Below are 18,349 nucleotides of genomic sequence, written 5' to 3' on the forward strand. Positions count from 1 at the left end.
ACCGCCGATACCGCAGGTACGGCTCCTGGCCGCGGCGCCGGTATTTACCTGGCGACGGGCCGAGCGGCCACGGAGCGCCAGGCGGGCGCCCCGTGGCACGACAAGGCGCCTGGCGGCGCCGCCTTGGTCAGCGCGTCTTGGCCGCTGCCGCGTTCGCGGCCGCCAGGGCCGTCATGTTGACCACGCGGCGCACGGTGGAGGACGGGGTCAGCACGTGGGCCGATGCTGCGGCGCCCAGCAGGATCGGGCCGATGGTCGTGCCGTGGCTGCCGGTGGTCTTGAGCACGTTGAACAGAATGTTCGCCGCGTCGAGGTTCGGGCAGATCAGCACGTTGGCCGAGCCCGAGAGCGTGCTGTCCAGCAGCGCGTTGTGGCGCACTTTTTCCGACAGGGCGGAGTCGCCGTGCAGCTCGCCGTCGCACTCGATGTGCGGCGCGGCCTTCACGAACAGGTCGCGCGCCGCGCGCATCTTGAGGGCCGAGGGCCGCGTGGACGAACCGTAGTTGGAGTGCGACAGGAAGGCCACCTTGGGCGGCAGGCCGAAGCGCTGCACTTCCTCGGCGGCCATCAGCGCGATGGCGGCCAGTTGCTCGGCATCGGGCGCTTCGTTGATGTACGTGTCGGCGATGAACAGCGTGTGCTGGTCCAGCGTGAGCGCATTCACCGTGGCGAAGCCGGGCGTGCCTTCCTTCAGGCCGATCACGTGGCGCACGTGCTCCAGGTGGTGGTCGAAGCGGCCCACCAGGCCGCACAGCAGCGCGTCGGCGTCGCCCAGGCGCACCATGAGCGCGCCGATCAGCGTGTTGGAGCGGCGCACCGCAGCCTTGGCGGCCTCGGGCGTGATGCCGTCGCGGCCCATGAGCTGGTGGTAGGCCTCCCAGTACTGGCGAAAGCGCGGGTCGTCTTCGGGGTTGCAGATCTCCACGTCCTTGCCCGGCTGCAGGCGCAGCCCGGCCTTGGCGATGCGCGTGGCGATGACGGCGGGGCGGCCGATCAGGATCGGACGGGCCAGGCCTTCATCGACCGCCACCTGCGCGGCGCGCAGCACGCGGTCGTCTTCGCCCTCGGCATAGGCCACGCGCTGGGGCGCGGCCTTGGCGGCGGTGAAGACCGGGCGCATGAACATGCTGGTCTGGTACACGAAGCGGGTGAGGCTCTCGCGGTAGGCGGCGTAGTCCTGGATGGGCCGCGTGGCCACGCCCGACGCCTCGGCCGCCTTGGCCACGGCCGGCGCGATGCGCAGGATCAGGCGCACGTCGAACGGCGTGGGGATGAGGTAGTCGGGGCCGAACGACAGTTCCTGGCCAGCGTAGGCGGCGGCGACCTCGTCGCTCATTTCGGCCTTGGCCAGATCGGCGATCTCGCGCACGCAGGCCAGCTTCATTTCCTGCGTGATCTTGGTGGCGCCGCAATCGAGCGCGCCCCGGAAGATGTACGGGAAGCACAGCACGTTGTTGACCTGGTTCGGGTAGTCCGAACGGCCCGTGGCGATGATGCAGTCCGGGCGAACGGCCTTGGCCAGTTCGGGGCGGATCTCGGGCTCGGGGTTGGCCAGGGCCAGGATGATCGGCTTGTCGGCCATGGTCTTGACCATGTCGGCCGTCAGCACGCCGGGGGCCGAGCAGCCCAGGAACACGTCGGCGCCGTTGACCACGTCGGCCAGCGTGCGCGCGTCGGTCTTCTGGGCGTAGCGGGCCTTGGATTCGTCCAGGTTCGTGCGGCCGTCGTGGATCACGCCCTTGGAGTCCACCACGAAGATGTGCTCGCGCTTGACCCCCAGGCCCACCATCACGTCCAGGCAGGCGATGGCGGCGGCGCCGGCGCCGGAGACCGCCACCTTCACGGCGTCGATGTCCTTGCCCACCAGTTCCAGGCCGTTCAGCAGCGCGGCGCTGGAGATGATGGCCGTGCCGTGCTGGTCATCGTGGAACACCGGAATGTTCAGGCGCTTGGAGAGTTCGCGCTCGATGTAGAAGCACTCGGGCGCCTTGATGTCTTCCAGGTTGATGCCGCCCAGCGTGGGCTCCAGCGCCGCGATGATCTCCACCAGCTTGTCGGGATCGCGTTCGGCCAGTTCGATGTCGAACACATCGACGCCCGCGAACTTCTTGAACAGGCAGCCCTTGCCCTCCATCACCGGCTTGCTGGCCAGCGGGCCGATGTCGCCCAGGCCCAGCACGGCGGTGCCGTTGGTGATCACGCCCACCAGGTTGCCGCGCGCCGTGTAGTCGAAGGCGAGCGACGGGTCGGCCTCGATGTCCAGGCACGGATAGGCCACGCCCGGCGAGTAGGCCAGCGACAGGTCGCGCTGGTTGGACAGCGGCTTGGTCGGCGTGACGGATATCTTGCCGCGCACGGGGCTGCGGTGGTACTCGAGCGCGGCTTCGCGCAGGGCCGCTTCAGCGGCGGAAAGTTGCTGGGTCATACAGGTTCCGAAAGTGAGCGAAGGAGTTTTGATGTCAATCGAGCTTAACGCCGTACCGGCGCGAAGAAGGGCTTGCGGCATGCGTTGTGTGCATGAAAACCCTTGGCCTGGCGCAATGGCTCCAACCCGTGCGCAGTCCCGGATGGGGTCTGCGGCGGCTGGCCGGCGTCGGTGCGCGTCGGCCGGCGCCGTGGGCCGCAGAGGTGTCGCGGCGGGCGCCCTTGTTGAAACCGTTCAGGAACACGGCGGTGATCGAGGCGGTCAGGATACCGGATTCGACCGGCGCATGAGCCTGGGCGGGCCGCCGGCATGCCGGCGGGCGGGTCAGGTCAGCAGGGCCTTCACCAGCTCCAGCTGGCGGTCCGCGCGCTCCGTTTCCAGCTCCAGGCTGGCCTCGATGCGGTCGAGATGGCCGACCATGCACGCCACGGCCGCGTCGGCATCGCCCGTGCGGCACACCCGCAGAAACTCCGCATGCTCGCCGGACGAGCGATGCGGGTCGTTGGACGAGTGGTACAGCATGGCGATGAGCGAGCTGCGCGCCACCAGGTCGCTGACGAGTTGCGCCAGCGTCTGGTTGCCGGTGGCCTCCGCCAGCGCGACGTGAAAGTCGCCCAGCAGCTTTTCCTGCACCCGGCCGGTGGTGGTGCGGCCATGGAGCGTGTTGCGTTCGAAGCGGATGTGCTGCTCCAGCAACTGGTAGTCGGCCCGGGTGGCCTGCGCCACGAACAGGCGCACGACTTCGACTTCCAGGATGCGGCGCACCGCGAACACCTCGCGCGCCTCCTTCACGCTCGGGCGGCTGACGAACGAGCCCTTGTCGGGAAAGGTCTCGATCAGCCGGTCCTTGGCCAGCATGACCAGCGCCGCGCGGATCTTCGTGCGGCTGACCGAATAGACGCGCCCCAGAGCCTCCTCGCGCAGCCAGGTACCGGGCGGCAGGCGCTTTTCCACGATGGCGGTGGCCAGGTCGCGGGCGATGCTGTCGATGGAGGCCTGGGCCGCGTCGTTCGGCGCCAGCGGTGCGGCGGGCGCGGGGGGGGGAGGGGCTTTGGCGGCGCGGGGCATGACGCTTTTGGGTGAAGGCAATGTGGCGGACCTCTGGATGAATGGCGAGATTGACGGGTGTCTCAATCCGCCCGTCAATGCAGCGCAGGTCGGGCGAGATGTCGTCTTCGAAAACATCCCGCCCGAATGCACCGACTGCCCTCTGCTGCCCTCGGCTGCCCGACTCTGCACTCATGCCCTGAGTGGCGGAGCCGTTGCTGCCGATCTCAGCGCAGCAGATCGTGCAGCGTCCTCGCCACCACCTTGGTCGCGCGGCGCAGGTCTTCCAGGTCCAGGCGTTCGTCGGCGCGCTTGGCGTGCGATTCCAGCACGGTGCGCGGGCCGGCGCCGTAGATCACGCCGGGAATCCCCGCCTCGCCGTACAGGCGCACGTCGGTGTACAGGGGCGTGCCCATGGCAGGGATGGGCTGGCCAAAGAGGGCCTCGCCGTGTTTTTGCAGCGCGGCCACCAGCGGGGCGTTGCCGGGCAGAGGCTGCATGGCGTTGGCCAGCAGCAGGCGCTTGATGTCCACCGTGATGCCGGCGCAGCCCGCGGCGGCCTCGGCGATCACGCGGCGGATGTCGGCCTCGACCTCGGCCGGGTTTTCCTCGGGGATCATGCGGCGGTCGAGCTTGAACACGACCTTGCCGGGAACCACGTTGGTGTTGGTGCCGCCTTCGATGCGGCCCACGTTCAGGTAGGGGTGTTCGATGCCATCGACCTGCGAGGTGACCTGCCGGTACCGGGCGTTCTGCGCATAGAGCGCGTTCAGGATCGCCACGGCGCCCTGCAGCGCATCCACGCCGGTGTGGGGAATGGCGGCGTGGGCCATCTTGCCGTGCACGGTCACTTGCATCTGCAGGCAGCCGTTGTGGGCGGTGACCACTTCGTAGCTGAAGCCCGCCGCCAGCAGCAGGTCGGGCCGGGTCAGGCCCTGGCGCAGCAGCCAGCCCGGGCCCAGTTCGCCGCCGAATTCCTCGTCGTAGGTGAAGTGCAGTTCGACCGCGCCTTTCGTCGGGCGCGCCACGGCCTCCAGGGCGCGCAGGGCGAAGGTGAATGACGCGAAGTCGCTCTTGCTCACCGCGGTGGCGCGGCCGTAGATCCTGCCGTCCACGATCTCGCCGCCGTAGGGGTCGTGCGTCCAGCCTTCGCCGGGCGGCACCACGTCGCCGTGGGCGTTGAGGGCCACGGTGCGGCCGCCGCCGGCGGTGCCGTCAGGGGCGTAGGGCCGGCGCACGATGAGGTTGGTGATGGACTCCATGCCATAGGCCTTCACCTGGGCCTCGGGCACGGCGTGGCGCTCGGCCTCGTAGCCGAAGTCTTTCAACAGCTCGGCCGTGCGTTCGGCGTGCGGGGCGTTGTTGCCGGGCGGCGTGTCGGTGGGCACGCGCACCAGCGCCTGCAAGAAACGCACTTCTTCGTCGAAGTGCTGGTCGATCCAGGCGTCCAGTGATGGGTAGGTGCTCATGGGGTTTCGGTGGCCAGTTGGTTCAGAAGGTGGGAGAAGGCATCGACCGCGAGCTGCATGTCGTCGCTGGTCGTGCTTTCCAGGGGGGTGTGGCTGATGCCGCCGTTCAGCCCGCGCACGAAGAGCATGGCCTGCGGCATGATTTCGTGCAGCTTCATGGCGTCGTGCCCGGCACCGCTGGGCATGCGGTGCACAGGCACGCCCAGGGCGTCCACGGCGCGCTCCCAGCGCTGCTGCCAGGCCGGTGCGCTGGGCGCGGCGGCGGCGCGCATGGTTTCTTCCAGCGTGTAGTGCAGGCCGCGCCGCGTGGCGATGGACTGCAGCGCGGCCAGTGCGTCGGCCACCAGCGCATCGCGCTGGGGATCGGTGGGCGCGCGCAGGTCCAGGCTGAACTGGCAGCGGCCGGGCACCACGTTGATGGAGCCGCCGGGCACGCCCAATAGGCCCACGGTGCCCACCGAATCGCCGTCGCGCGCGGCGCGTGCCTCGACCGCCAGGATGAGTTCGGCCACGGCGGCAGCGGCGTCGCGGCGGCGGTCCATGGGCGTGGTGCCGGCGTGGCTGGCCATGCCGTGCATCTCGCCCACGAAGCGCACGCTGCCGTTGATGGAGGTGACCACGCCCAGGGGCAGGTCCAGCTCGTTGAGCACCGGCCCCTGTTCGATGTGCACCTCGACGAAGCCGAGGTAGCGGGCCGGGTCGCGCCGGAGCTTCGGAATGTCGTCGATGCACAGGCCCGCGTGCTGCATGGCCTCGCGCAGGGTCACGCCGTCGGCATCCTTTTGGTCCAGCCAGGCGGTATTGAAGTCGCCGATGAGCGCGCCCGAGCCCAGGAAGGTGGCCTTGTAGCGCTGGCCTTCTTCTTCCGAAAAGCCCACCACTTCGATGCCGAAGGGCATGCGCCGGCCCTGGCGGTGCAGTTCGCGCACGCAGGCCATGGGCACGAAGATGCCCAGGCGACCGTCGTATTTGCCGCCGTTGCGCACGGTGTCGTAGTGGCTGCCGGTCATGAGCAGGCGGGCGTTCGGCGTGGCGCCGTGGTAGCGGCCGACGACATTGCCGACCGCATCGATGGCGACCTCGTCGAAGCCGCACTCGCGCATCCAGTGGCTGATGCGCTGCGCGCAGGCGCGGTGCGCATCGGTGAGGTAGGTGACGGTGAGCTGGCCCTTCTCGGCGAAGCCCGGGTCGCTGTGCTGGGCCAGGGTTTCCTGCCAGTCCCACACGCCGTTGCCCAGCGTGGGCACCACGCCGAACAGATCGTTCAGGCGGAGCTCTGCGATGCGGTGGATGTTGCGCAGCGCCTCGGCCAGTTCGAAGTCGGGCGGGTTGGAGAGCCGGCGCGCGAAGGTGTCGATGATGTCCTGCCTCGCCAGCCCCGTGCCGCGCGGCCCGCGCACCGCGAGGATGAACGGAAAGCCGAAGCGCGCGTCGTACCCGGCGTTGAGCTGCTGGATGCGCGCGAACTCTTCGGGTGTGCACTGGGTGAGGCCCGCCTTGTCCTGCTCGCCGGCCGACTCGGCCGTGAGGGCGTTCGCCACCATGGCCTTGCCCGCCAGTTCCGGATGGGCGCGCACCAGGGCCAGCTGCGCCTGGCGCGGCGCCTGGGCCAGCACGCGCACCATGGCGTGCTTGAACTGCGCCAGCGAGCGAAAGGGCCGCGCGGCGAGCGCCTGCCCGGCGATCCAGGGCGAGTGCTCGTACAGGCCGCCGAGCAGGCGCGCGGCCTCCTGCGGATCGGCCGAGTTCAGTTGTTCGAGGGTGAGGGGCATGGCGGTCACTCCGGGCAAGGGTGGGCCTCGGCCCAATGGCGTGCGATGTCGATGCGGCGGCACACCCACACCTGGTCGTGCCGCTGCACATGGTCCAGAAAGCGCTGCAGCGCGGTGATGCGGCCCGGGCGCCCGAGCAGTCGGCAGTGCATGCCGATGCTCATCATCTTCGGGCGGTCGTCCCCGGCCGGGTCGCCCTCGGCGTACAGCGCATCGAACGTGTCCTTCATGTATTGAAAGAACGGGTCGGCGTGCGAATAGCCCTGCGGCAGCGCAAAGCGCATGTCGTTGCAGTCGAGCGTGTACGGCACGATGAGCTGCCGGGCGGTGCTGCCGTCGGTCTTGGCGACCTTCATCCAGAAGGGCAGGTCGTCGCCGTAATAGTCGCTGTCGTAGGCGAAACCGCCGTAGTCGGCCACCAGGCGGCGGGTGTTGGGGCTGTCGCGGCCGGTGTACCAGCCCGCGCCGTGGACCGCGCCGGGCGCGCCATGCCGCTGGCCGGTGAGCGCCTGCAGGATGTCCATGGCCTCGGCCATGTGGGCGCGCTCCACCGCTTCGGGCACGTTCTGGTAATGAATCCACTTGAGCCCGTGGCAGGCGATCTCGTGGCCCAGCTCCATGAAGGCGGCCGTCACGTCGGGATGGCGCTGCAGGGCCGTCGCCACGCCGAACACGGTGAGTGGCAGGCCGCGCTTTTCGAACTCGCGCAGCAGGCGCCACACGCCGGCGCGCGAGCCGTATTCGTAGATGCCTTCCATGCTGATGTGCCGGTCCGGGTAGCTGGCCGGGTTGAACATCTCCGACAGGAACTGCTCGCTGCCGGCATCGCCGTGCAGCACGGCGTTTTCGCCGCCTTCCTCGTAGTTCAGCACGAACTGCACGGCGATGCGGGCGTTGCCCGGCCAGCGCGCGTGCGGCGGATTGCGCCCGTAGCCCACGAGGTCGCGCGGGTAGGGCAGGGTGGCGTCGTAGATGGGGGCGGCGGTCATCGGGTCCTCAGGAAAGAGCCATGGAGATGTCGTTGGGGGGCAGCTTGCGGTCGAAAGCCAGGCTGGCCTGCACGTGCAGCAGGTGCGCGTCCATGAGGCGCACGGCGCGCTCTTCGTCGCGCGCGGCCAGGGCTTTCACGATTTCGGCGTGTTCGTCGTGCGAGTGCGCGGCCTCGTCGGCGCTTTGGTACATGAGCGTGATCAGTGCGCAGCGCGAGATCAGCTCGCCCAGCATCTGCGCCAGCACCTGGTTGTCCATCAGCTCGGCCATGCGCACGTGGAAGTCGCCCAGCAGTTCGGTGCGGCCCTGCATATCGGCCTCGTCCACCGCGGCCTTCTCGCGCGCCACGTGCTCGCGCAGCGCGCGGATGCGGGCGGGCGTCACTTCGCGCACGAAGGCGCGGGTCATCTCGGCCTCCAGCATGCGGCGCACGGCGAACACCTGGCGCGCCTCGTCGGCGGAAGGGGCGGCCACGAAGGCGCCGCGCGCGGGGGCCAGGCGCACCAGCCGCTTTTGCGACAGCTGGAACAGCGCCTGCCGCACCAGCGTGCGCGAGACGCCGAAATGGTCGGCCAGCTTCTGCTCCGCCAGCTTGGCGCCCGGCAGCAGGCGGTGATCGACGATGGCCCGGGTCAGGTGGCTGACGATCGCGCTGGTGGTCGATATTTCCATCGCCGCATGATAGCGGTGGCCTGGCAATGTGTATACAGTTTTGGTGGACGAAGCGGCGCCCCGCGTTCGGCCAGAATCTTCGGATGACCGCCCACCCATCTCCTGCCGCCGGTGCCCCCAGGGCGCTGCCCGTGGCGCCCTCGCCAGCCCCTTCCCCGAACGATCCCGCTGCGTTTTTGCGCCACCTGTACGACGTGGCCGTGCACGCCGCGCTGCCGGTGCATGGCCTGGCGGCGCACCTGCCGCCCCCGCCGCGCGGGCGCACGCTGGTGCTGGGCGCCGGCAAGGCGGGCGGCTCGATGGTGCACGCGCTGGAGGCGCTGTGGCCGGCCGGTGCGCCGCTGTCGGGGCTGGTGGTCACCCGCTACGGCCATGTGCCCGAGCGGCCGCCGGGGCTGCCGCAGCGCGTGGAGATCGTGGAGGCCGCGCACCCCGTGCCCGATGCGGCGGGCCTCGCGGCGGCCGAGCGCATGCTCGCGCTCACGCAGGGCCTCACGGCCGATGACCTGGTGCTGTGCCTGATCTCGGGCGGCGGCTCCGCGCTGCTCACCCTGCCGGCCGAAGGCCTGACGCTTTCGGAAAAGCAGCGCATTCACCGCGCGCTGCTGGAAAGCGGCGCCGGCATTGCCGAGATGAACTGCGTGCGCAAGCACCTGTCGCGCATCAAGGGCGGCCGGCTGGCTGCGGCCTGCGCGCCGGCCCGCGTGGTGACCCTCGCCATCAGCGACGTGCCGGGCGACGACCCCGCCGTGATCGCCAGCGGCCCCACGGTGCCCGACGGCACGACGTGCGCCGAGGCGCTCGACATCCTGGCGCGCTACCGCATCGAGGTGCCCGCGCCCGTGCATGCGGCGCTGCAGGCCGGTGCGCTGGAAACGCCCAAGCCTGGCGATGCGGCCTTCGCCGGCCACGCCGTCCACCTGATCGCCGCGCCGCAGCAGTCGCTGGAGGCCGCTGCGGCGGCGGCGCGCGCGGCCGGCATGGCGGCGTACATCCTGTCCGATGCGATGGAGGGCGAGTCGCGCGAGGTGGGCCGCGTGCACGCTGCCCTGGCCCGCGCGGTGTCGCAGCGCGGCCAGCCGTTCGCGCGGCCCTGCGTCATCCTGTCGGGCGGCGAAACCACCGTGACGGTGCGCCCGCAGCCCGAGGGGGCGCCGCGCGGGCGCGGTGGCCGCGCCGGGGAGTTCTGCCTGGGCCTGGCGCAGGCGCTGCAGGGCCAGCCCGGCGTCTGGGCGCTGGCGGCCGATACCGACGGCATCGACGGCGTGGAGGACAACGCCGGCGCGATCGTCACGCCCGACACGCTGGAGCGAGCGCGCCGCGCCGACCTGGCCGTGGCCCGCCATCTCGACCGCAACGACGCCTACGGTTTCTTCTCGGCCCTGGGCGACCTGGTGATGACCGGGCCCACGCACACCAACGTGAATGATTTCAGGGTGCTATACATTTCATAGCTATACCCCCTAGTAGAATATGCGCTGGAAGCTGTTTTGACTCAAGCCCCAGAGCGCCGCTTCCGCTTGGGATGGCGACCGCTCAGGCGCAGCGGCCCAATGCCGTTGGCGCGGCCGGGTGGTCGGTTGCCGTGGCCGCCGCACGCGGCACCAGCAGGGGCATGGCCGCCAGCGCGCAGGCGCTCGCCGCAAGCCGCACCACCGGCCAGCCCTGCAAGGCGAGCAGGTGCGGGATGGCGAGGGGCGTGACGAAGCACACCACGAACACGCTGGTGTTCGCCATGCCCAACGCAGTTCCCGCGCGCGCCGCACCGGCCAGCGTGGCCAGTTCGGTGTACGCGACGCCGTGCCATGCCGATGCGCAAAGACTGCTCACGCCCAGCAACCCGACGAGCGCGATGCGCACCGCCAAGGTGTCGGCGGCATGCCGGCCTGCCGCCCATGCGAGTGCCGCAAGCCCGGCGAACAGCAGCACGCTGAGCGCGCTGCAGGCGCGCAGATAAGCGGGGCGGTTGCGGCGGCGGTCGGTCCACCGGCCGCTCCACACGCGCATCGCCATCGCGCCGACCTGTGTGAACACCATGGTGGCGGTGATCGTGGCAAGGCCCGCATGGCCGAAGTCGTGCAGGAACACCGTGCCGAATGACAGCACCGCGAACTGCGGCGCACAGAGAAGGCCGATGCCCAGCACGATGCGCCAGACCCGCCCGTTGCGCAGGGGGCCGAGGGATGGCGCGAGCGCTGAGCCGGCCGCGTCCGCAGGGAAGGGCTGCACCAGCGCCTGGGGTTGGGGCAAGGGCTGGGGCTGGGGCGGTTCGTGCACCCAGGCCCAGGCCATCACTGCGCTCAAGGCGCAGAGCGCCGCCAGCAGGCCGTAGAGCACGCCGAAGCCGAAGTGCAGCGCCACGTACGGGAGCACGAGCGCGCCGACGCCGCCGCCCAGCGGCACGGCCGTCTGGCGGATGCTCATCGCGAAGCCGCGCTCGCTGGCGTCGAACCACGTCATCACCGCGCGGCCGCTCGCGCCGTTCACGCTTGCGCCCAGCAGGCCGACCAGCAGCAGCCCCGTGCCCAGCCACGCCAGGTCCGGGATGTGCTGGGCGTCCGGTGCGGCCCAGAGCGCCATCGCCATGAGTGCGAGCGCGGTGCTGCCCAGGCCGGTCAGCAGCACCGGCCGGTCTCCCCGGCGGTCGGTCAACATGCCCCACGGCAGCTCGCTGATCGCGATCCCCAGGCCCATGAGGCCCCGCACCAGGCCGAGCGCGGCGTTGTCGATCCGGTACCCGTGCGCAGCAGCACCGCAGTCATCGGAATGCCGCTGAAGGCCACGGAAAACGCGGCGTTGGCGCAGACGCCTGCGGCCAGCACCTTCCAGCGGTGCTTGCGGGAACGCGGCGAGGGGGAAGTCGTTGAGGTCATGGTCCATGCAGTGCCCCCAGGCCGAACCGTTTTGAAAATCAGAAAACAATGCGCCATCCGTCCTGAAAAAATAGGACGGTCAAAGGAGTCCACGAGAGCCAGGTGATGTTCGATCTCGACGTGCTGCGCACTTTTTCCACGGGGATCGCGCTCGGCAGCTATGCGCGGGCGGCCGACAAGCTGGGCCGCTCGACCTCGGCCGTGAGCGCGCAGTTGAAGAAGCTGGAGTCGCAGGCCGGGACCGTGCTGTTTCGCAAGAAAGGGCGTGGCCTGGAACTCACGGATGCGGGCGAAACGCTCCTGGCCTACGCCCATCGCATGCTCGAACTGAACGACGAAGCCGGTGCCGCCATGCGCGGGGCCGACCTGCAAGGCTGGGCCAGCCTGGCCGCGCTGTGGGCCGCCACGTCGGCCGGGCTGGGCCTCACGGTGCGCACGCCTTTCGGGCTGCCTTCGCAGGTGCGCGCGCTCGATCGCTCGGAGCTCTCGCTGCCGGCGCTGCCGCAGATATCGCTGTTGCTGTACCGCGCGCAGGCGCATTCCGAAGCCCCGGCGAGCCGCCTGGCAACGCTGCTGCTGGAGGCCGTGCGCCAGCATGTGCATCCCATGTCCGAGCAAAGCCGGTAGCCGGGCGCACCGAAACAACGGTGCCGCTCCACACCGATCGCTGAGCCAGCGCCACCCATGAAAAAAGCCGCACCCCTTGCGGAGCGCGGCCTGGCGGATCGAGGCGGGTTCAGGTGGGTTCAGGCGGATCGAGCGAGCCGGTGGGGCTCGGCCGGCTCAGTAGCCCAGCGTTTCGCCGTCCGGGTTGCGTGGGTCGGAGGCGCCGTACAGCAGGCCGTCCTGGAACTGGATGGTCTGCGTGCGGCCCATGGAGGGTTTGATGGCGATGTTGTGGCCGCGCGCCTGCAGCTGCGTGAGCGTGTCGGTGCTCAGGCCCTTTTCCACGCGCAGTTCGTCGGGCGTCCACTGGTGGTGCACGCGCGGCACCGAGGCGGCCTCGGCCGGGTTCATGCCGAAGTCGATGGTGTTCACCACCGTCTGCAGCACCGTGGTGATGATGCGCGCGCCGCCCGGGCTGCCCGTCACCAGCATGGGCTTGCCGTCCTTGAGCACCATGGTGGGCGTCATGGACGACAGGGGCCGCTTGTTGGGGCCCACGGCGTTGGCGTCGCCGCCGACCAGGCCGTAGGCGTTGGCCACGCCGGGTTTGGCGGAGAAGTCGTCCATCTCGTTGTTCAGCAGAATGCCCGTGCCCTTGGCGACGATGCCGCTGCCGAAGTTGGTGTTGAGCGTGTAGGTCACCGCGACCGCGTTGCCGGCCTTGTCCACCACCGAGTAGTGGGTGGTCTGGTCGCTTTCATAGGGCTGTGGCTTGCCGGGCTTGATGTCCTTGCTGGGGCGGGCCGCCGTGGGGTTGATGCTTTTGGCCAGCGACTGCGCGTAGGCCTTCGAGGTCAGTCCCTTGAGCGGCACCTTCACGAAGTCCGGATCGCCCAGGTATTCCGAGCGGTCGGCGTAGGCGAGCTTCATGCTTTCGGCCATGTAGTGGATGGTCTGCGCGCTGTTCTGTCCCCATTGCGAAAGCGGCCACTGCTCCAGCATGTTGAGCATCTGCACCAGGTGCGCGCCGCCGGAGGACGGAGGCGGCATGGTCACGATCTCGTAGCCGCGGTAGGTGCCGCGCACCGGCTCGCGCTCCACCACTTTGTACGCGGCCAGGTCCTGCAGCGTGAGGGCGCCCGGGTGGGGCGCCATCTCGGCGGCGATGCGGCGCGCGATCGGGCCCTGGTAGAACGCCTTGGCGCCCTGCTGGCTGATGAGCCGCATCGACTGCGCCAGGTCTTTCTGCACCAGGCGGTCTCCCACCTTCAGCGGGCCGTCGCCGCGCCAGAAGATCTGGCGGGTGGCGGGCCATTTGCCCATGTTCGCCTTCTCCTGGTGCAGCGTCTTGGCCAGGGTCAGGCTGACGGGAAAGCCCTTGTCGGCCAGCGCGATGGCAGGGGCGATCACCTTCGACAGGGGCAGCGTGCCCCAGTTCTTGAGCGCATGCTCCAGGCCGGCCACGGTGCCGGGCACGCCCACGGCATAGGGCGTGTACAGCGACTTGCCTTCCACCACGTTGCCGCTGGCATCGAGGTACATGTCGCGCGTGGCCTTCTGCGGCGCCACTTCGCGGAAGTCCAGCGCCACGTCCTTGCCGGTCTTGGCGTCGTGCACCATCATGAAACCGCCGCCGCCCAGGTTGCCCGCATTGGGCAGCACCACGGCCAGCGCGAAGCCGATGCCCACGGCGGCATCCACCGCATTGCCTCCGGCCTTCAGGATGTCCAGCCCCACGCGCGAGGCCAGTTCCTGCTCGGTGGAGACCATGCCGTTGCGCGCCACGACGGGGTGGAACACATCCATGTCGAAGTCGTACGAGCTGCCGGCGGCGCGGGCGGCGGTCGTCTGCTGGCCCGGCGTCGGCGTCGTGGCCGGGGCGCCTTCGACACTGCCCGTGCCGGCCGGGGGCAGGTTGGTGCAGGCGGCCAGGCTGGCCAGGGCAAGCGCCAGGCTGCTGGCCAGCAGCGTGCGTTGGATGGGTTTCATGTGCTCTCCTCGGGATTGATCGGTGGGCGGCCCTGGGTTGGCCCAGGGGCGGCGCCGTGGCGAGTGTAGAGAAGTTGCCCGCGTCGCCCCGATCGGCAGGGCTGCAGGCGCCCCTTTCATTTGCAATTGCGAACGTCTGCGTTCAAAAGTTGCACTTTTACCGGGAACTCTGGCGCTAGCATGGCTGCGGTTTCCGCCTGGAAGAATTGGGCCGCTGTTGCGGCGCCGGGGGGCGGGGCCGTCCTTTCAACCACGGAGGTACGACATGGCGATGAAATCCTTTTTGAAGAAGCTGGTGCTGGGAGGGTGTCTGCTGGCGGCCAGCAGCCTCTCCTTCGGCTACGCGATCAATGCGGGCAAGGTGGTGGACGACAGCGGCAATGCCGTGCAGCTTCGGGGCGTGAACTGGTTCGGCTTCGAGACCAACACCAACGTGGTCCACGGGCTCTGGGCCCGCAACTGGAAGGACATGATCACGCAGATGCAGGGCCAGGGATTCAACGCCGTGCGCCTGCCTTTCTGCCCGCAGACCCTGCGCGGCACGCCGCCCAACAGCATCGATTACGGCCGCAACGCCGACCTGCAAGGCCTGAGCGCCCTGCAGGTGATGGACAAGGTCGTCAACGAGATCAGCAGCCGCGGCATGTACGTGCTGCTCGACCACCACACGCCGGACTGCCAGAGCATCTCCGAGCTCTGGTACACGCCGTCGTACAGCGAGCAGCAGTGGATCGCCGACCTGACCTTCGTCGCGCAGCGCTATGCCGGCGTGCCCGGCGTCATCGGGCTGGACCTCAAGAACGAGCCGCACGGCGCCGCCACCTGGGGGACCGGCAACGCGGCCACCGACTGGAACAGCGCCGCCGAGCGCGCCTCGGCCGCCGTGCTGCAAGTGGCGCCGCGCTGGCTGATCGTGGTGGAAGGCATCTCCGAGAACCCGAGCTGCTCCAGCAGCGGAGGCCACTGGTGGGGCGGCAGCCTGGAGCCGCTGGCCTGCACGCCGTTGAACATTCCAGCCAACCGCCTGCTGCTCGCGCCGCACGCCTACGGGCCGGACGTGTTCGGGCAGGCGTATTTCGGCGCCGCCGATTTCCCCGCGAACATGCCGGCGATCTGGGAGCAGCACTTCGGCCGCTTCGTGCAGGCCGGCCATGCCGTGCTGCTGGGCGAGTTCGGCGGCAAGTTCGGCCAGGGCGACGCGCGCGACGTGGCGTGGCAGAACAAGCTGGTGGACTACCTGATCGGCAAGGGCATCCGCAGCGGCTTCTACTGGTCGTGGAACCCCAACAGCGGCGACACGGGCGGCATCCTGAACGACGACTGGACGACCGTGCGCACCGACAAGGTCACGCTGCTCCAGCGCCTGTGGGGCGATGGCACGGCCACCCCTCCCACCACGCCCCCGACCACCCCGCCCACTACGCCGCCAACGACACCACCAACCACGCCTCCCTCGGGCGGTGCCAGCTTCAGCACCGAGGTCATCGTGGACAGCAGCTGGAACACCGGCTACTGCGAACGCGTGCAGGTCACCAACACGGGCAGCGCGGCGGGCAACTGGGCCCTCGACCTGACCATCAGCGGTACCGTCAACAACCTGTGGAATGCCGTCTGGTCGCAGTCGGGCAGCACCCTCACTGCATCCGGCGTGGACTGGAACAAAACACTCTCGCCCGGTGCGAAGGCGGAGTTCGGTTTCTGCGCTGCCCGATGAAAGCGCATTTTCATTCGGAAAATACTCCCACAGGGGTGCTTCGGTAAACCGATAACAAGCCCTCATGGAAAACCGCCCGGGATATCGATGAATATCCCGGGCGGTTTGCCTTCAGCCCTGCATGGAATCAATCCGCGTGAAAACGCAAACCCTGGTTGATCGCGCAGCGGTAGGCCAGCGGTTCGGAGCGCTGCTGGTAGCTGGGCAGGTCGAAGACGAACATCGTGAAGTCGATGGTGCCATCGGGCCGCACCTGGTAGCGCAGCAGTTGCTGGATGGGCTGGCCATCGCGGGCCACGGTGAAATGGGCGTCGCTGAAGGACAGGGTGCCGTCTTCGACGATGCGGTACGCCTCGATGCGCAGGCCGCCGCGCGTGCGGGTGGGCGTGGCGTTGGCCGAGTTGCCGGTGCACTGCGACAGGTCGATGGACACCGCCACATCGCTGCCGTCTGCGAGCGCCTGCTGGATGTCGGCGGGATTATCGAGGCGGCTTTTGGCCGTGGCGGGCAATGCCATGAGGGAAAAGGACGAAGCCAGTAACAAGGCGGCGAAGCGTTGCATGAAAAAACCTCCGTTGGTGGTTATTGAATCGCTGCTTGAAAATCCAAGCGTGGCGATGATATCCAACAGAAGGCTTTTTCCACGGCGATTATTTGTATGCGCCGCCCATCGTTTGTAAATGTCCGAAAGAGTACGCCCAGGGCCTTGAAAGCCGGCACGATGGGCCGCATGCATACTCGGGCGGGACCGGCACGTTCCGTGCGGCGCCGGCCTGGTCCCTTGATCGTTTTCGTCGTCCCCCCCTTCAAAGGAGATGGCCCATGGGCCTCAGCACCCACGTTCTCGACACCATGCACGGATGCCCCGCTGCGGGCATGGCGGTGGCCTTGTACGCCACGCACGGCGAGGCGGCCACGCTGCTGCAGCGCCTGGTGCTCAACCAGGATGGCCGCACCGATGCGCCGCTGTTCGACAACCCCAGCCTGCGGGCGGGCACGTACCGCCTCACGTTCGACGTGGCAGGCTACTTTCGCAGCCGCGGGGTCGAGCTGCCGGAGCCGAACTTCCTGAACCAGGTGAACCTGGATTTCGGCGTGGCCCATGCGGACCAGCACTACCACGTGCCACTGCTCGTCAGCCCGTGGAGCTACTCCACCTATCGCGGTTCGTGAGCGGGGGGCGCGTGGCTCAGAGCTGGCCTTCGGTCAGCGTGTCGAGCTGAAAGCGCCCGGACTTGTGCCACAGCCAGGTGTCGGTGTAGGTGACCTTGCCCATCCGCGACGGCACGGGGTAGGGCGCGGCGGCGCGCACGGTGCGCTCGATCTCGGCGATGACCTCGGGCGCGTGGCGCGGTGCGCGCATCCAGTTCAGTCGCGTCACGCGGCCGGCCCGGTCGATGTCCACCTGCAGCGTGCCGATGGCATACAGCAGGGGCGGCAGCTTGCCCTTGTAGATGCGCTGGGCGTTCAGGCCGTACAGGTGGGTGGCGGCGTCCTGCCGGTAGGCGCGGGGCGTTTCGGCGGCCGAGGGGCGCGCGGAACCTTTTTCGGCCGGCACCGGGCCGACCACTTCTTTTTCGAGCGGGCTGCTGGTGTCCACGGCGGCCTTGGCCGGCGGAGGCTCCGGTTGCGGCCCCGACGACCGGCAGGCCGCGATCAGGGATGCCAGGGCGGCCATGAGGCTGGCCACGAACCACCGGGCACGCGGCCGGCGGGGCTGCCGTTCAGGAGAAGGGGAGGACATGGTGCAGGCTCTCTCTGTGGCTATGCTGTGCGGTGCCTGCGCTGCCGTTGCGCGGGGCGTACCGGAGGACTCGGATGGTGATGGCGGCATTGCATCGTTTGCTGGAGGGCTTGGCGCACGGCCCGGCCTGCGTGGTGGAGGTGGAGTCTACCCAAGGCTCCGTGCCGCGTGAACGGGGCGCCTGGATGGCCGTGTGCGCCGACGGGCCGGTCGGCACCATCGGCGGCGGACGGCTGGAGTTCGACGCCATCGCCGAGGCGCGCCGCCGGCTGGCGGGCGAGGGCGGCCCGCAGGTGCTGCGCTTCGCGCTCGGGCCCAGCCTGGGCCAATGCTGCGGCGGCGTGGTGTTCCTGCGGTTCACCGTGGCCGGGCCGCATGATCGCGCCGCGCTGGCCCAGCGGCTGGCGCCCCCGTGCATGCCGGTGGCGCTGTTCGGCGCGGGCCACGTGGGGCATGCGCTGGTCCGCGTGCTGGCGCCGCTGCCGTTCGCCCTGGCGTGGATCGACAGCCGCGATAGCGTGTTCCCCACCGATGCGCCGGCCGGCGTGGCGTGCGAGCACTCCGATCCGGTGCATGCGGCCGTGCCGTCGCTGGCGGCCAGCTCGCAGGTGCTGGTCATGAGTTTCAGCCATGCCGAAGATCTGGACGTGGTCGCCGCCTGCCTGCTGCGCCAGCGCGAGCGGGGCGACCTGCCCTTCATCGGGCTCATCGGGAGCCGCACGAAATGGGCGACGTTCTCGCACCGGCTGGCTGCGCGTGGCTTTGCGCCGCATGAGCTGGCATGGGTCACCAGCCCCATCGGCCTGCCCGGCATCGAGGGCAAGGAACCCGAGGTGATCGCGGTGTCGGTTGCGGCGCAGTTGCTGGCCCTGCGCGGGGCGGCGGCGGTGTCGCCGGCGCCGTCTGAAGCGAGGAACGAGGCGGGGTCGCAGCCCGGGTAAGTCCGCAGGCCGGTGCGCCCTGCGAGGGCTGTTGCAGGAACGATTCCTGCATACACTTGCCGCACAGGTCGCAGCGGTGCCCGGAGCCGATGTGTCGTCAGCCCCCA

At 69.5% G+C, this 18,349-nt stretch carries 14 protein-coding genes and 1 pseudogene; 5 read left to right on the plus strand and 10 right to left on the minus strand.

The features are described 5' to 3' along the window. Positions 1–127: 127 nt before the first annotated feature. The 6 genes from AVHM3334_RS07500 to AVHM3334_RS07525 form a co-directional block, all read right to left on the minus strand. A complete protein-coding gene (locus AVHM3334_RS07500) occupies positions 128–2,425 on the minus strand; it encodes an NADP-dependent malic enzyme (RefSeq protein WP_284411013.1) in 2,298 nt (765 codons plus the stop codon). Between the two features lie 324 nt (positions 2,426–2,749). Then, positions 2,750–3,493 (minus strand): GntR family transcriptional regulator, encoded by a 744-nt coding sequence (locus AVHM3334_RS07505; protein WP_284411167.1) that lies wholly within the window; start codon positions 3,491–3,493, stop codon positions 2,750–2,752. 206 nt (positions 3,494–3,699) lie between these two features. After that, the gene (locus AVHM3334_RS07510) at positions 3,700–4,941 is read right to left on the minus strand and encodes a M20 family metallopeptidase (RefSeq protein WP_284411014.1); all 1,242 of its coding nucleotides are present in this window, start codon (positions 4,939–4,941) and stop codon (positions 3,700–3,702) included. Next, positions 4,938–6,713, minus strand: coding sequence for a 2-oxo-4-hydroxy-4-carboxy-5-ureidoimidazoline decarboxylase (gene uraD / locus AVHM3334_RS07515; RefSeq protein ID WP_284411016.1), 1,776 nt, complete (start codon positions 6,711–6,713; stop codon positions 4,938–4,940). Before uraD ends, AVHM3334_RS07510 begins: the two co-directional genes overlap by 4 nt. Before the next feature lie 5 nt (positions 6,714–6,718). Further along, positions 6,719–7,702, minus strand: coding sequence for an allantoinase PuuE (gene puuE, locus AVHM3334_RS07520; protein ID WP_284411018.1), 984 nt, complete (start codon positions 7,700–7,702; stop codon positions 6,719–6,721). Positions 7,703–7,709: 7 nt separating this feature from the next. Continuing rightward, positions 7,710–8,375 (minus strand): GntR family transcriptional regulator, encoded by a 666-nt coding sequence (locus AVHM3334_RS07525; RefSeq protein ID WP_284411020.1) that lies wholly within the window; start codon positions 8,373–8,375, stop codon positions 7,710–7,712. 83 nt (positions 8,376–8,458) lie between these two features. Between AVHM3334_RS07525 and AVHM3334_RS07530 the strand changes: the two genes are divergently transcribed. Then, positions 8,459–9,829 carry a glycerate kinase type-2 family protein gene (locus tag AVHM3334_RS07530; protein WP_284411022.1) on the plus strand — a complete coding sequence of 457 codons (1,371 nt, stop codon included), beginning with the start codon at positions 8,459–8,461 and terminating at the stop codon, positions 9,827–9,829. 82 nt (positions 9,830–9,911) lie between these two features. Here AVHM3334_RS07530 and AVHM3334_RS07535 read toward each other — a convergent pair. After that, positions 9,912–11,248: pseudogene (locus tag AVHM3334_RS07535) on the minus strand (MFS transporter). A 105-nt stretch (positions 11,249–11,353) separates the two neighbouring features. Between AVHM3334_RS07535 and AVHM3334_RS07540 the strand changes: the two are divergent. Continuing rightward, positions 11,354–11,875: a LysR family transcriptional regulator gene (locus AVHM3334_RS07540; protein WP_284411024.1), complete on the plus strand. Its 522-nt coding sequence runs from the start codon at positions 11,354–11,356 to the stop codon at positions 11,873–11,875. 156 nt (positions 11,876–12,031) lie between these two features. Here AVHM3334_RS07540 and ggt read toward each other — a convergent pair whose 3' ends face one another. Continuing rightward, positions 12,032–13,843 (minus strand): gamma-glutamyltransferase, encoded by a 1,812-nt coding sequence (gene ggt / locus AVHM3334_RS07545; protein ID WP_284411026.1) that lies wholly within the window; start codon positions 13,841–13,843, stop codon positions 12,032–12,034. Between the two features lie 265 nt (positions 13,844–14,108). Here ggt and AVHM3334_RS07550 point away from each other — a divergent pair, with 265 nt between their 5' ends. Beyond that, entirely contained in the window at positions 14,109–15,557 is a 1,449-nt protein-coding gene (locus AVHM3334_RS07550) for a cellulase family glycosylhydrolase (RefSeq protein ID WP_284411028.1), read from the plus strand. Between the two features lie 127 nt (positions 15,558–15,684). On the opposite strand, the gene AVHM3334_RS07555 is transcribed toward AVHM3334_RS07550, so the two are convergent. Continuing rightward, positions 15,685–16,119 (minus strand): VirK family protein, encoded by a 435-nt coding sequence (locus tag AVHM3334_RS07555; RefSeq protein ID WP_284411030.1) that lies wholly within the window; start codon positions 16,117–16,119, stop codon positions 15,685–15,687. 260 nt (positions 16,120–16,379) lie between these two features. Here AVHM3334_RS07555 and uraH point away from each other — a divergent pair, with 260 nt between their 5' ends. Next, positions 16,380–16,730 (plus strand): hydroxyisourate hydrolase, encoded by a 351-nt coding sequence (gene uraH / locus AVHM3334_RS07560; RefSeq protein ID WP_284411032.1) that lies wholly within the window; start codon positions 16,380–16,382, stop codon positions 16,728–16,730. 16 nt (positions 16,731–16,746) lie between these two features. Here uraH and AVHM3334_RS07565 read toward each other — a convergent pair whose 3' ends face one another. Next, entirely contained in the window at positions 16,747–17,235 is a 489-nt protein-coding gene (locus tag AVHM3334_RS07565; protein WP_284411169.1) for a hypothetical protein, read from the minus strand. A gap of 146 nt (positions 17,236–17,381) precedes the next feature. Here AVHM3334_RS07565 and xdhC point away from each other — a divergent pair, with 146 nt between their 5' ends. Beyond that, the gene (xdhC, locus tag AVHM3334_RS07570; protein ID WP_284411033.1) at positions 17,382–18,242 is read left to right on the plus strand and encodes a xanthine dehydrogenase accessory protein XdhC; all 861 of its coding nucleotides are present in this window, start codon (positions 17,382–17,384) and stop codon (positions 18,240–18,242) included. The last annotated feature ends 107 nt before the right edge of the window (positions 18,243–18,349 follow it).

Origin of the sequence: Acidovorax sp. SUPP3334 (genome assembly GCF_030159055.1) — a bacterium.
In the GTDB taxonomy this organism is placed as follows: Bacteria; Pseudomonadota; Gammaproteobacteria; order Burkholderiales; family Burkholderiaceae_C; genus Paracidovorax.